Origin of the sequence: Maritalea mobilis (assembly GCF_004363175.1) — a bacterium.
GTDB lineage: Bacteria > Pseudomonadota > Alphaproteobacteria > Rhizobiales > Devosiaceae > Maritalea > Maritalea mobilis.
Window position 1 is genome coordinate 21,579 of the sequence record NZ_SNYR01000003.1, and the last position, 13,677, is coordinate 35,255.

Below are 13,677 nucleotides of genomic sequence, written 5' to 3' on the forward strand. Positions count from 1 at the left end.
CAAATTGGCTTATGCCTCTTCCATATCCAAGCCATAATAGGTGTGGAGTGCCCGCACCGCCAATTCGGCATATTCTTCCTCAATCAACACACTGGTCTTGATCTCGGATGTGGTAATCAATTGAATATTTATGCCTTTATCAGATAGGGCCCGGAACATAGACGCTGCAACGCCCGCGTGAGACCGCATCCCCACCCCAATAACTGAAATTTTGGCTCCGCCTTTAGAACCAGAAATCGAATCAAATTCTAAACTTGTTTCCCCCGCTTCTTTAAGCACCGTCATGGCCTTGTCAAATTCAGCATCGGGAATAGTAAACGTAATGTCGGTTGATTTACCGTCATCAGAAATATTTTGCACAATCATATCCACAACGATTTGCGCATCAGCCAATGGGCCAAAAACTGCAGCAGCAACGCCTGGATTATCTTTAACACCGCGCAAGGTGATTTTCGCCTCTGACTTTGCGCTGGTCACACCGGAAACAATTTGCTTTTCCATAATCTCATCCTCATCACACACCAATGTGCCTGGACCTTGCCAGTCGCCATTTTCACCCAAAGGCGGCACTTGATCGGGGTCATCAAAACTTGAGCGCACAACAAGGCGCACTTTTTTGGCCATCGCCAATTCAACTGATCGGGTCTGCAACACTTTTGCGCCCAATGATGCCATCTCCAGCATCTCTTCAAAACTGATCCGATCAATCCGGCGCGCCTTCGGCACAATGCGCGGGTCGGTGGTGTAAACACCATCCACATCAGTATAAATATCACAACGGTCTGCTTCCACCGCTGCAGCAACAGCCACTGCACTTGTGTCTGATCCCCCACGACCCAATGTGGTGATGCGCCCATGTGGCGACACGCCTTGGAAACCTGTGATTACGCAAACAAGCCCAGCGCTCATGCGATCAAACAAAAGCTTTGGATCAATATTGGTGATCCGCGCTGAGCCATGGGCATCGCTTGTTTCAATCGGCACTTGCCAGCCGGCAAAGGAACGCGCGGGCACGCCCATTTCCTGCAACACAATTGACATCAAGCCAGCGGAAACCTGCTCACCAGAGGCCACAACCGCATCATATTCGCGCGCATCATGCACTGGCGCGGCTTCTCGTGTCCACGCCACCAACTCATTGGTTTTGCCAGACATTGCGGAAACAACCACACAAACCTTATGCCCTGCATCCACTTCACGTTTGACATGCCGGGCCGCATGCCTAATCCGCTCAATGTCGGCCACCGAGGTGCCGCCAAATTTCATCACAATTGTCGCCATGGCGCGCTTTCCTACATTTATTATGCCCGATTGGCTTTGAACTGCCTCGGGTTGAAGCGCGAGTTGTTGGCCCCGCGCCGACAATGCTCGCGCGCGTCAATTGCCACAAACTGGCGTTTTGATCAACTAAAACGGCCCTAATTTCGCGATTCGGGCACGAATGAAGCCATTTGTCATATTGACACCTAACAAAATGTGCCTGATTGATCCAAAAGCGTTCGGCATCCCGTTTCCGGGCAGCGCACACAGCGGAGAAGGCAAAAAGGAATTGAAAATGGCCCAAACAACCATCCACCAAGATGAAGTTGAACGGTTCAACGCCATGGCCGATGAATGGTGGGACCCGAAAGGCAAGTTCAAGCCATTGCATAAATTCAACCCGGTGCGCCTGTCCTATATCCGCGAGCAGGTGATCAATCATTTTGGTTTGGACCAAACGGCTCGCGAGCCCTTTAAAGGCTTGCGCTTGTTGGACATTGGCTGCGGCGGCGGCTTGTTGTGCGAACCGATGAAACGGCTTGGCGCCGATGTGATGGGCGCCGATGCGGGCGAGAAAAACATCAAGATCGCGCAAATCCACGCCGAACGGTCTGAACTCGACATTGATTATCGCGCCACCACCTCAGAGGCGCTGGCCGAAGCAGGCGAGCAATTTGATGTGGTGCTCAATATGGAAGTGGTGGAACACGTCGCCGATATTGAGCTCTATCTCAAAAGCTGCGCACAATTGGTGAAACCCGGCGGCCTGATGTTCGTGGCCACCATCAACCGCACCTTCAAAGCCTATGCCCTCGCCATTATCGGCGCTGAACATATTCTGCGCTGGCTGCCCAAAGGCACCCATTCCTACGACATGTTGGTGACACCGGAAGAAATCACGTCCAATCTCAAGCGCAATGGCATGCAAATTAAAGATCGGCTTGGCGTGAGCTACCATCCGTTAGAAGATGCGTGGAAACGCTCTCGCGACATGAGCGTCAATTATATGATGCTGGCGGAAAAGCCGAAGGGCTAATCAGGGTATAAATTTCAATAGGGAGTTCGACATGAAAATTGCCAATATGAACTGGATGCAAGTCGAAGCCTATTTGGAAAAAGATGATCGCGTGATTGTGCCACTGGGCAGCACCGAGCAACATGCCTATCTATCGCTAAGCACCGACAATATTTTGTCCGAAAAAATTGCCACAGATGCGGCAGAGCCATTGGGCATTCCGGTCTTTCCAGTACAAGCCTATGGCATCACACCAAGTTTTATGGCCTATCCCGGCACTGTCACTCTGCGCATGGCAACATTTTTGGCCGTCGTGCAGGACATTCTGACGAGCCTGAAACAAACCGGCTTTCGCCGCATCATGTTGTTGAATGGCCATGGCGGCAACATTCCTGCAGGCAATGCGGCGTTGGAATGGATGGGCGACCATCCTGAATGCAGTGTGATCGTTCACAACTGGTGGATGGCACCAAAAACAATGGCCAAGGTCAAAGAAATCGACCCAATTGCCTCCCACGCATCCTGGATGGAAAACTTCCCTTGGACGCGCCTTGAGGGCGTTTCCCTACCCAGCCATCAAAAACCAATGGTCGATCTAGATCAGTTGCGCCGACTATCGCCCGAAAAAGCCCGCACCTTGCTCGAGGATGGCAATTATGGCGGCCTCTATCAGCGCAGCGACGACGACATGAATTTGATTTGGCAAACCGCCCTCGACGAAGTGCGTGAGCTGCTCAATGGCAATTGGGACGATTTAAGCAAATAGGTATAAGGCTTAATTATGCTCTTCGGGCAAACGTGGCAGCGGCATAAAGTCAATATCATCTTCAATCAATGACGTGACTTCTTCTGCTGTCGCTTCCCCATAAATGCCGCGCCGTTGCTCTGGCTCTTCAGCCATTTTGCGCGCTTCTTCGGCAAAGCGTGTACCTACATATTCCGCTTCGCTTTCCACCTTAGAGCGCAAACGACGCAAAGCTTCACGCACTTCTTGCTGTTCAGGGTGGCCAGCGGAAAGGGCCATAGTTTTTTGCGGGACATCTTCGCGCTGGTTGGCTTTTTTGCCAACGGCTGGCGCCATCAAAGCCTTGTTCACTTCACTTGTGCCACACAAAGGACACTCCAAAACCCCCTGCTGCGCTTGCGCATCATAGGCATTGGCATTTTTGAACCAAGCTTCAAACTTATGATCATTCTCGCAAATGAGCGAATACTGAATCACGGAAGTTCACCCTTCAAATAAACAACATATTTTGTTTATGACATATGTCGGTTAACGCTTAACGAAAATTCCCGGCGGTTGGCAAGTGTTGGCAACCGCATGCGGGCTTCCTTTATCAGGTTTAAATCCAATGGCGCAATAATTAACCCAGGGCTTTTATCCGCTTTTTCGGCCAAAATGCGACCCCAAGGGTCAATAATCAGCGAATGGCCATAAGTGTTGCGCCCATTTTCATGGGCGCCACCTTGAGCCGCCGCCACCACAAAACTACCCGTTTCAATGGCCCGCGCCCGCAGCAACACATGCCAATGGGCTTCACCCGTGGGCACCGTAAAGGCAGCAGGCACCGCCATCACATTGGCATCGCCTTCGCGCAAAGCCGCATATAGATGAGCAAACCGCACATCATAACAAATGGAAAAACCCAAATTGATCGCCCCAACTGGGCACACCACAGCCTCTTCACCAGGCCGATAATTATCGCTTTCACGATAAGGATCGTCACCCTCAACATCTGCATCGAACAGATGAATCTTGTCATAGGTGGTCAGCAACTCGCCATTGGGCGAAAACAGGAATGCGCGGTTAAACAACCGCCCATCCTCAGCAGGCACCGCCATGGAGCCAATGTGCAAATAAAGCGCATTGTTCCGGGCAATATCTGCCAAAGCACCCAATGTCTGTTCGACATTTTGCGCTGTCGCCCATTCATCAAGTTGTGCCCGCCTTTCAGCAAACATCACCGACATTTCAGGAGTTTGCAAATAGCTCACGCCTTGAGACGCGGCCGCCTGCGCGGCCTGCGCAATCGCGTCGATATTTTGATCAACTTGCATGGAGCTGCACATTTGCAGTGCGGCAATTTTCATTGGTCTCACCTCGGTTAAGAGGCGGCACGATCCTGAAGCAATGGGTCTAGCTTGCCCGCGCGATCTAGCGCCACAAGGTCGTCATAACCGCCAACATGATATTCATCGATAAAGATTTGCGGCACAGTTTGGCGTCCACGTGCCCGCTGAATCATCTTTTCACGCTCTTGTGGGTGACCCACAACGGTAATCTCAGTGAAGCTGACTTCTTTTTTGTTCAGCAACGCTTTTGCCGCCAAACAATAAGGACATGTTGGCGTTGTATAAAGCTCGATTTTAGGCATATCTCACATCTCACACTGTTCGTTTGCGCCAATCAGGGTTGGGAGGTGACCCGCGCAAAACAAATAACGTCAATATGCTTGATATAATGGGAACGAAGCACTTTGGCTAGGGCTGTAATGGTGGCACCCGTCGTCATCACATCGTCAACTAAAATGATGCGATCGCTTTGCCGCCGCCCAAGAACTTCTGAATTCACTGCAAATGCCCCGCGCACATTTTTGGTGCGCGCCTTGGCTGAAAGCCCAACTTGTTGCCGCGTGGGCCGCACCCGCTGAACCAGATCATAGCAGGCGGGAAGCCCCGTCTGCCGCGCCAAAGCGCTGGCCAAAAGTGCCGACTGATTATACCGCCGAGACAGTTTGCGCTGCCAATGCAAAGGCACCGGCACAATTACCCCCGGTTGCGCCCACAATTCAGGCGCCGCCCGCACCATAAGTTCGGCACAAAACCGCGCCATATCGTGCCGATCACGATATTTCAAATTATGAACAAGCTCGCGTGCTTTGTCGTTAAACCGCAAGGCATAGCGTGCCCGATCATAGGGCGGTGGATGTGCCAAAGCTTCTGCGCTTTTCGCCCCCGGTCCCATATCCACACTGAACGGCAACCCCATCACCGGACAATAAGGCGCGGTTATATGATCTAACTGCGCCCAACAGGTGGGACATAATTTCTGATTTTCGATAATCGGCCCGTCACAGGCTAGACACACTGGCGGAAACACCCTATCCAACACCGCAGATGGCAGTGCATTCATCAAGCGCGATGCGCGAGAAAAATGTCGAAGGAAATCGTCCTTTTCGATCCAACGCCCTGACATGAAAGGTCTTTCAATGGCACAAAATAATCAGGTTAAAAAATTGTTTGATCGTGAGCTTATTGCAAGACGCTTGCAAAAAGCCAGCATTTTCCAAACTGCATCTGGACCGGATAATTTTATTGCCGACCTGATCACCAACGACCTTAGGGATCGTCTAAGCGCCATCACCCGCACCTTCAACAAGGCATTATTGCTGGCACCCCATCCTGACTTTTTCGCAAAAGATGTGCGCACTACAGAAGCGCCGATCAATTTTGAATATGGCCTGACCTTGCCTCTGACGGAGGCCACTGATGTGACGATTTACGACCCGGCAAATCTGGCCCTCCCGCATAATGATTATGATCTGATCGTCTCACTTGCAGATTTGCAAATGCTGGATGATGTGCCGGGCTTTTTCATTCAAGCGCAGCGATTTTTGCGACCCGACGGGCTTTGTGTTGTGGCCACGTTGGGCGGCGACAGCCTTACCGAATTGCGCCAAGCGTGGCTCAGCGCCGATGTGGAACATTCAGGCGGTGCCTATGCCCGTGTTGCGCCCTTTATTGACATTCGTGATGGTGGCGCCCTGCTGCAACGTGGCGGCTTTGCCCTGCCCGTGAGCGACCTTGAACATCATGTGGTGCGCTATGGCCACCCGATCAGCCTGATGGAAGAACTACGCCAGTTTGGCGCATCAAATCCACTGCTTGAGCGACCAAAGAACTTTGTGTCACGCAGCCTGTTGGCCAAAGCCGTTGAAAATTATCAAACCCAATTTACGGACGAAGATGGCCGGTGTCGTGCAACGCTCGATTTGCTGTGGCTTATGGGGTGGACACCTCATGAAAGCCAGCAAAAACCAATGCGCCCTGGCAGCGCCAAAACCAGCCTCAAAGATGTTTTAGGTGATAAGTCGGAAAAGGGTTAACCGCCCATTGCATTGGTAAAGGCAGTGGCAACTGCGTTAAAAACATTGCCCAAATTGCCTGAAAGGCCCGTTACCGCGCCCAAAATAGCAACAGAAATCAAGGTACCGATCATAGCATATTGAATTGCTGTAGTGCCGCTCTCATCTGCCCAGAACCGCTTTAATACTGCCATGTCCGTCCCTTTATGCCCTATAAAAGATCGCACAAATGGGCGATCAATGGTTCATCTGCAGGTGGCATGTCATAGTCCCGCAACTTTTGAGGGCGCACCCATTTTAAAGCTTGATGTTCAAGCGCTTGCGGGGTGCCTTGCCACTTTCGACAGACATAAAGTGGCATGAGAAGGTGAAAACTTTCATAAGAAAATGAAGCGAAGGTGAGCGGGGCCAAACAGGCTGCTTGTGTATCAACCGCCAGCTCCTCCCGCAATTCACGGATCAAAGCTTCTTCAGGCGACTCGCCTTTTTCCAGCTTTCCGCCAGGAAATTCCCACAAACCACCCATATTTTTGTCTGCAGGACGTTGGGCAATAAGAACGCGCCGATCAGCATCAATCAGCGCGCAAGCTACAACACATAATAGCGATTTATCTCCACTCACAAACTCAACCCACCTTAGTTCTTATTCTTCGCTTCAACATAGGCGGCAAAATTGTCCAAAATGGCTTGCCAACCTGCCCGCTGCATTTCTTGAGAATTTTCATGCTCTGCATCGAAGGTTTCAACCACTTTGACTTGACCGTCAATGGCGCTAAACAGCACAATCACTTCGCGACCATCTTCAAGCACATATTCGATCAATTCATGGGGAATGATCTGCACATAAGTGCCCACAAAATCAAAGCCCATGCTGCCATCTTTGGCTTCCATGCGCGCCCTTTGTTGCCCACCTTCGCGAAGATCCACCTCAGCGCTTACCGTGTGCCAATCATCAGACGCAGCGTTCCATTTCACAATATCTTCAGGCGTGTTCCACGCCATCCAAACTGTTTCAATATCGGCGTGAATAGTTGCTTCAACTGTGATCTTCATTTTGGGCCTCCTGCCCATGGGGCTAACTGCGATAATCCCCATTAATGGTGATATAGCCATGGGTCAGATCACAGGTGTAAATGGTTGCTTTGCCTTCGCCCAATACCAAATGAACCGAAATTTCGATCTGATCATTTTTCATATAGGCGGCGGCATCTTCTTCCCGATAACGAGGCGAGCGCCGCCCTTGTTCCGTCAACAACAAATCACCGAAGCGAATTTCCAACTTATCGCGATCCGCAGGCTGCCCGGCTTTGCCAACAGCCATGACCACACGACCCCAATTCGCATCTTCCCCGGCAACCGCCGTTTTAACCAACGGTGAGTTGGCAATAGAGCGCGCGATAATATCCGCACTTTCATCAGAAGTGGCACCATCCACTTTTACGGTGATCAGCTTTTGCGCCCCTTCACCATCACAAACAATTTGCAACGCCAAATCATGCAGCACTGCATTCAACGCCTCCGCAAAGCCTGCACATCGCGGATCATCCAGATCTTCAATGGGATCAATATTTGCCTTGCCCGTTGCAAACACCAAGCAGCAATCGGATGTCGACGTGTCGCTATCAACCGTGATGGCATTAAAGCTTTTCTGATTGGCTTTTTTCAGCAGCGCATCCAAAACAGGCGCAGCAACCGGCGCATCTGTGAAGATATAAGCCAGCATCGTCGCCATATTTGGCGCAATCATGCCGGAGCCTTTGGCAATACCAGAAATATTGACCTCAACCCCATCCATCACCAACACAGCGCCCGCGCCTTTGGCATAGGTGTCTGTGGTGCGGATAGCATTTGCCGCAGCCTGATAATCGCCCAACTGGCTTTCATCCAGCTTGCTGATGGTTTCCATCATCGGTGCAGGATCTAGCGGCTCACCAATCACCCCGGTGGAGGAGACAAAAACATCTTGTGGCGTACAGCCAATGAAGGCTGCAGCTGCTTGCGCGGTTTGCTCAACCGTTTCAGCACCCACTTTACCCACAAAGGCATTGGCGTTGCCCGCATTGACCAGCAGTCCACGGGCAACCCCATTTTCAATATGTGCTTTGCACCAATCAATCGGCGCAGACGCACATTTTGACGTGGTGAACACCCCGGCCACTTTTGTGCCTTCACTAAATTTTGCCAACAGCAAATTGTTGCGGCCTTTATAGCCAGCACCAATAGGGGCGGTGAAAAGCTCCACCCCTTCAATCACATTCAATTCAGCAAATTGCGCAGGCGCAAGTGGGGAGATGTTCAGTTCCATCCAAAGGTTCCTATTCCACGATCTCGATGGTGAGTTCTTCTTTATTTTTGGCCACGATCTCTTCGAACTTTTTAGCCAATACGCGTTGACGCACTTGCTGCTGCACTTGCTCAAATGCAGGTGGCTCTGCAGCTTTGCGATCTTCCAGCTTAATCACGTGCCAACCAAATTGAGACTGCACAGGCGCAGAAATTTTGCCAACCTCTAGCGCGTTTGCAGCTTCATAAAATTCAGGCACCATGTCACCTTCAGCAAAATAGCCAAGGTCGCCACCTTGCGGCCCGCTTGGGCCAGTGGATTTAGCTTTTGCCACTTCCACAAAGTCAGCACCATTGTTCAACTCGTCAACAATGGCTTTCGCGTCATCTTCACTTTCAACCAAAATATGGCGAGCACGCAATTGCTCTTTGCCTTCAAAATCTTTGAAGATGTCATCATATTCAGCTTTCACTTCTTCATCAGTGATGCCTTTGGCCACAACTTCTTCCAAATAAGCGCGACGCAATGCACGATCTTCCAAATAGGCCTTGCGGCGAGCAAACACATCGCTATCCGCCATGCCTTCATCCCGCGCAACCTGCGCCATCACTTTCATATCCACGAGCATCTGGATCACAAATTGACGACGCTGCTGCGGTGGAATTTGCGCAATGTCTTGGCCCAAATCTTCAATGGCATACACAAGGTCAAGTTCGGTGATGTTTTCATCGCCAACCTTGGCAACAACTTTCTCAGGATCAAACTGCGGCGCTTCCTGTTGAGTAGCGTCTTGTGCCATAGCGCCAGAGACCGCAAAGACCGAACCAACGGTAACAACCCCTCCCAAGACCAAAGCTGAGGTAAAGTTTTTAAGTTGGTGAATCATTCCGGTCATAAGACTTTCCTTTTTTCATGTGTGGCTGACTTTTCATCGCCAGATACAATTAGTCGTGAGGTTTGCGTGATTTGTGAAGCGTTGACAAGACACTTTGCCAGCACTACATCTCCCAACGCTGCTTTTTTAGTGGCCAATTGTGGCATTTGATCGTGTCGCATGGAAATTCGAACACATTCCTGTCGCCTTGAAGGCTTAAAACCCGCTTTGAGGCATCAATAAGGACATTTGTCATGGCATTAGCTGCACTGGCTAAAAAAATTTTTGGTTCTGCGAACGACCGTCAAATCAAAAAATATCGCCCTTTGGTTGACGCAATCAACGCAATGGAACCCGAAATCGCAGCGCTGAGCGACGACGAACTGCGCGCGAAAACAGAGCAATTCAAACGTGAGTTCCAAGAAGGTAAAACCTTAAAAGACCTTTTGGTTCCAGCTTTCGCCACCGTGCGCGAAGCGGCCAAACGGACTTTGGGCCAACGGCACTACGATGTGCAGCTCATTGGTGGCATGGTGTTAAACGACAATGCCATCGCTGAAATGCGCACCGGTGAGGGTAAAACCCTTGTAGCGACTTTGGCGGTTTACCTGAATGCCTTGGCGGGCAAAGGCGTGCACGTGGTCACGGTCAACGATTATCTGGCCAAACGCGACGCCGAGTGGATGAGCCAAGTTTATGGCTTTTTGGGTTTAACCACCGGCATCATCATTCACGGTATTTCTGAAGATCAGCGCCGCGCCGCTTATGCCGCGGACGTGACCTACGGCACCAACAATGAATTCGGCTTCGACTATTTGCGCGACAATATGAAATATTCGCGCGAGCAAATGGTTCAACGCGGCCACAATTTCGCAATTGTTGACGAGGTGGACAGCATCTTGATCGATGAGGCGCGGACCCCATTGATCATTTCTGGCCCATCAGAAGATCGTTCTGATCTCTACATCAAAATCAATGCGCTCATTCCGTTGGTGGAAGAAGGTGATTATGAGTTGGACGAAAAACAGCGTTCCGCCACATTTACCGATCAAGGCATCGAAAAGCTGGAAGAAGTTTTGCGCAAAGAGGAGCTGATTAAGGGCGAAAGCCTTTATGATGTGGAGAACGTGTCCATCGTTCACCATCTTAACTCCGCCCTCCGCGCCCATAAGCTTTTCACCCGCGACAAAGACTATATTGTGCGCAACAATGAAGTGGTGATCATTGACGAATTTACTGGCCGTATGATGCCGGGTCGTCGCTTCTCAGAAGGCTTGCACCAAGCACTTGAAGCCAAAGAAGGTGCTGAAATTCAGCCTGAAAACCAAACTTTGGCGTCCATCACGTTCCAAAACTATTTCCGGCTCTACAACAAGCTTGCGGGCATGACCGGCACAGCTTCAACCGAAGCCGAAGAATTTGCCGATATTTACAAGCTCAGCGTGGTCACCGTGCCGACCAACCGCGAAATCGCGCGGATTGATGAGGAAGACGAAGTTTACCGCACCGAGCCAGAAAAATATCAGGCCATCGCCAAAGAAGTTGCTGCTTGCCAACAAACAGGTCAGCCCGTTCTGGTGGGCACAACCTCGATTGAAAAATCAGAAATCTTGGCCAACCTGCTACAAAAAGAAGGCGTGAAAGACATCAAAGTGTTGAACGCCCGCCACCACGAGCAGGAAGCGCAAATTATCGCCAATGCGGGCATACCCGGTGCCGTAACCATCGCCACCAACATGGCTGGCCGCGGTACCGACATTCAGCTCGGCGGCAATTTTGAGATGCGCGTTGAGATTGAATGTGATGGCCTTGAAGGCGAAGAGCGCGACAAGAAAATCGAAGCGATCAAAGCCGAAATTGAAGAGAACAAGCAAAAGGCACTCGCTGCAGGCGGCCTTTATGTGGTTGGCACCGAGCGCCATGAATCTCGTCGGATCGATAACCAGTTGCGTGGTCGTTCTGGCCGTCAGGGTGACCCAGGTCGTTCGAAATTTTACTTGTCATTGCAAGATGATTTGATGCGGATTTTTGCGCCAGAGCGCATGGAATCTATGCTCACCAAATTGGGCCTGGAAGATGGTGAAGCCATCTCTCACCCATGGGTTTCCAGCGCACTTGAACGCTCACAAACCAAAGTGGAAGCACGCAACTTCGACATTCGTAAAAACATCCTCAAATATGATGATGTGATGAACGACCAGCGTAAGGTGATCTTCGAGCAACGCCTTGAGTTGATGGATGACGACAATGTGAGCGAAACCATCACCGAGATGCGCCACGATGTGGTGGAAGATATTATCCAGCGCTTTGTGCCGGAACGAGCTTACCCTGAACAATGGAACACTGAAGGCCTGAATGAAGCGGCAAAAACATATCTCAATGTAGATGTGCAGACTGACAAATGGGCCGAGGAAGAAGGCATTGACGTTGCTGAAGTGACCGAGCGTTTGACCAAAGCTGCCGACGAAGTTGCTGCAGCAAAAGCCGCTCAATATACGCCGCACATTATGCGCCAAATTGAAAAGCAGCTATTGCTGCAATCATTGGATGGCCTGTGGCGCGAGCATTTGGTGACCCTTGATCATTTGTCAAAAGTGGTCGGCTGGCGCGCCATTGCCCAGCGTGACCCGCTGAACGAATATAAGCAGGAAGCTTATGAGCTGTTCCAAGGCTTGTTGGATCGGTTGCGCGAATTGGTGATCACTCAGGTGAGCCACGTGCAAATTCAGCAGCCGCAAGAGCCTGAAATGCCACAAATGCAAGAAAGCCACATCAACCCACAAACCGGTGAAAACGAAGTGGGTGCAGATGGTGATTTGAACATGGACAATTGGGGCAAAGTACGCCGCAACGATCCATGCCCATGTGGTTCAGGCAAAAAATATAAGCATTGTCACGGCGCCTACTAGGCGAACAGACACATCGCAGATTTTTAAAAGGCGCTTTATTCAAAGCGCCTTTTTGCATTGAGGGAAGCACATGACAGCCACCGATTTTGACAAACTCGCCAAGATTTATGATGCAGAACGGGTTAGCCCTTGGAACGACCTCTACGAACGCCCCAACACCATCAAACTGATGGGGGATGTAAATGGCTTGACCGTTTTGGATGCGGGCTGTGGCGGAGGCAAACACAGCGCCGACCTTCTGGCAAAAGGCGCCAATATGCATGGCTTTGATCTGTGCGAAAAAATGCTCGACTTTGCCAAAGAAATGCTGGCCGACCAAATGGATTTTAAAGTGGCTAGTTTGGCAGAAAAACTGCCCTATGAAGACGCTCAGTTTGATCGGGTACTATGTGCGTTGGCTTTACATTATGTGGAAGACTGGAGCACCCCGCTCAGCGAGTTCCATCGCGTTTTAAAACCCGGCGGCAAGGTGGTGATTTCCACCCACCATCCTTTTATGGATCACGAGCTGGCCGGCGGCGAAGATTATTTCGCTCATACCCTGATCGAAGATAGCTGGAAAAAACCAGACGGCACACTTTATGTGCGCTATTGGCGCCGTCCGCTCACCCAAATGATCGACGAAATCAAAGCCGTTGGCTTGGAAATCGACCTGATCAAAGAACCACAACCCGTGCCTGAAGCGGCAGAAAAATTCCCTGAGGCCTATAAAAAACTCACCACTCAGCCACGTTTTATTTTCTTCCTGCTAAAAAAGCCAAACTGATCACTGAGCGTTGGCGGCTGCCGCCTCCAAATCTGCAATAATGATCTTGCGCATCTTGAACATCGCTTCTGTTGCCGCCTTGGCGATGACAGGGTTCTCATTGCCCACCAGGCCGCCCAATTGTTTCGGGATCACTTGCCACGACACGCCATAGCGATCTTTAAGCCAGCCGCACATACTCTCTTGCCCGCCATCGGCCAAAAGAGCATTCCAATAATGGTCAAGCTCTTCCTGATCCTGCACTTCGATGAAGAAAGAAAAGCTCTCATTTTGCGGAAATTTAGGGCCACCATTTAGCCCCAACACATCCTGCCCATTCATCCGCCAGCGTACCATCACAGGCGAGTGACCGCCTTCGGGTTTAGGTTCTTTCGGATGCAGCATTTCGCCATCTTCAAAAATCGAACAATAAAATCGCGCCGCCGCTTCTGCGTCGTGATTAAACCATAAGCAAGGTGTTGGTTTGGGCATCTGAGTTCCTCCT

General features: G+C 50.7%; 16 protein-coding genes. 5 read left to right on the forward strand and 11 right to left on the reverse strand.

What is annotated here, in order from left to right:
• Positions 1 to 9 precede the first annotated feature (9 nt).
• Complete coding sequence (locus tag ATL17_RS12680) at positions 10 to 1,281, reverse strand: aspartate kinase (RefSeq protein WP_133573204.1); 1,272 nt, start codon at positions 1,279 to 1,281, stop codon at positions 10 to 12.
• Positions 1,282 to 1,555: 274 nt separating this feature from the next.
• Between ATL17_RS12680 and ubiG the strand changes: the two genes are divergently transcribed.
• On the forward strand, positions 1,556 to 2,296 hold the full coding sequence (gene ubiG, locus ATL17_RS12685) for a bifunctional 2-polyprenyl-6-hydroxyphenol methylase/3-demethylubiquinol 3-O-methyltransferase UbiG (protein WP_133573205.1): 741 nt from the start codon (positions 1,556 to 1,558) through the stop codon (positions 2,294 to 2,296).
• Between the two features lie 31 nt (positions 2,297 to 2,327).
• Complete coding sequence (locus tag ATL17_RS12690; RefSeq protein ID WP_133573206.1) at positions 2,328 to 3,041, forward strand: creatininase family protein; 714 nt, start codon at positions 2,328 to 2,330, stop codon at positions 3,039 to 3,041.
• Positions 3,042 to 3,050: 9 nt separating this feature from the next.
• On the opposite strand, the gene ATL17_RS12695 is transcribed toward ATL17_RS12690, so the two are convergent.
• From ATL17_RS12695 to ATL17_RS12710, 4 genes are read right to left on the reverse strand one after another with little or no spacing between them, the layout of a single operon-like run.
• Complete coding sequence (locus ATL17_RS12695; RefSeq protein ID WP_133573207.1) at positions 3,051 to 3,497, reverse strand: DUF1178 family protein; 447 nt, start codon at positions 3,495 to 3,497, stop codon at positions 3,051 to 3,053.
• 35 nt (positions 3,498 to 3,532) lie between these two features.
• Entirely contained in the window at positions 3,533 to 4,366 is an 834-nt protein-coding gene (locus ATL17_RS12700; RefSeq protein ID WP_133573208.1) for a carbon-nitrogen hydrolase family protein, read from the reverse strand.
• A 14-nt stretch (positions 4,367 to 4,380) separates the two neighbouring features.
• Positions 4,381 to 4,650, reverse strand: coding sequence for a glutaredoxin 3 (gene grxC / locus ATL17_RS12705; protein WP_133573209.1), 270 nt, complete (start codon positions 4,648 to 4,650; stop codon positions 4,381 to 4,383).
• 32 nt (positions 4,651 to 4,682) lie between these two features.
• The gene (locus ATL17_RS12710; RefSeq protein WP_133573210.1) at positions 4,683 to 5,471 is read right to left on the reverse strand and encodes a ComF family protein; all 789 of its coding nucleotides are present in this window, start codon (positions 5,469 to 5,471) and stop codon (positions 4,683 to 4,685) included.
• A gap of 13 nt (positions 5,472 to 5,484) precedes the next feature.
• On the opposite strand from ATL17_RS12710, the gene ATL17_RS12715 reads away from it, so the two are divergent.
• The gene (locus tag ATL17_RS12715; protein ID WP_133573211.1) at positions 5,485 to 6,381 is read left to right on the forward strand and encodes a methyltransferase domain-containing protein; all 897 of its coding nucleotides are present in this window, start codon (positions 5,485 to 5,487) and stop codon (positions 6,379 to 6,381) included.
• Here ATL17_RS12715 and ATL17_RS12720 read toward each other — a convergent pair.
• The 5 genes from ATL17_RS12720 to ATL17_RS12740 are packed head-to-tail and all read right to left on the reverse strand — an operon-like array spanning position 6,378 to position 9,539.
• On the reverse strand, positions 6,378 to 6,554 hold the full coding sequence (locus ATL17_RS12720) for a Flp family type IVb pilin (RefSeq protein ID WP_133573212.1): 177 nt from the start codon (positions 6,552 to 6,554) through the stop codon (positions 6,378 to 6,380). The genes ATL17_RS12715 and ATL17_RS12720 overlap by 4 nt on opposite strands.
• Before the next feature lie 17 nt (positions 6,555 to 6,571).
• Positions 6,572 to 6,982 carry an 8-oxo-dGTP diphosphatase MutT gene (gene mutT / locus ATL17_RS12725; RefSeq protein WP_133573213.1) on the reverse strand — a complete coding sequence of 137 codons (411 nt, stop codon included), beginning with the start codon at positions 6,980 to 6,982 and terminating at the stop codon, positions 6,572 to 6,574.
• A 14-nt stretch (positions 6,983 to 6,996) separates the two neighbouring features.
• On the reverse strand, positions 6,997 to 7,413 hold the full coding sequence (locus ATL17_RS12730; RefSeq protein ID WP_133573214.1) for an SRPBCC family protein: 417 nt from the start codon (positions 7,411 to 7,413) through the stop codon (positions 6,997 to 6,999).
• A gap of 22 nt (positions 7,414 to 7,435) precedes the next feature.
• On the reverse strand, positions 7,436 to 8,665 hold the full coding sequence (gene argJ / locus ATL17_RS12735; protein WP_133573215.1) for a bifunctional glutamate N-acetyltransferase/amino-acid acetyltransferase ArgJ: 1,230 nt from the start codon (positions 8,663 to 8,665) through the stop codon (positions 7,436 to 7,438).
• A gap of 10 nt (positions 8,666 to 8,675) precedes the next feature.
• Entirely contained in the window at positions 8,676 to 9,539 is an 864-nt protein-coding gene (locus ATL17_RS12740) for a peptidylprolyl isomerase (RefSeq protein WP_133573216.1), read from the reverse strand.
• A 233-nt stretch (positions 9,540 to 9,772) separates the two neighbouring features.
• Here ATL17_RS12740 and secA point away from each other — a divergent pair, with 233 nt between their 5' ends.
• Both secA and ATL17_RS12750 read left to right on the forward strand, forming a co-directional pair.
• Positions 9,773 to 12,427: a preprotein translocase subunit SecA gene (gene secA / locus ATL17_RS12745; protein ID WP_133573217.1), complete on the forward strand. Its 2,655-nt coding sequence runs from the start codon at positions 9,773 to 9,775 to the stop codon at positions 12,425 to 12,427.
• 70 nt (positions 12,428 to 12,497) lie between these two features.
• Complete coding sequence (locus tag ATL17_RS12750; RefSeq protein WP_133573218.1) at positions 12,498 to 13,193, forward strand: class I SAM-dependent methyltransferase; 696 nt, start codon at positions 12,498 to 12,500, stop codon at positions 13,191 to 13,193.
• On the opposite strand, the gene ATL17_RS12755 is transcribed toward ATL17_RS12750, so the two are convergent.
• Positions 13,194 to 13,664, reverse strand: coding sequence for a VOC family protein (locus tag ATL17_RS12755; protein WP_133573219.1), 471 nt, complete (start codon positions 13,662 to 13,664; stop codon positions 13,194 to 13,196).
• Positions 13,665 to 13,677: the final 13 nt, after the last annotated feature.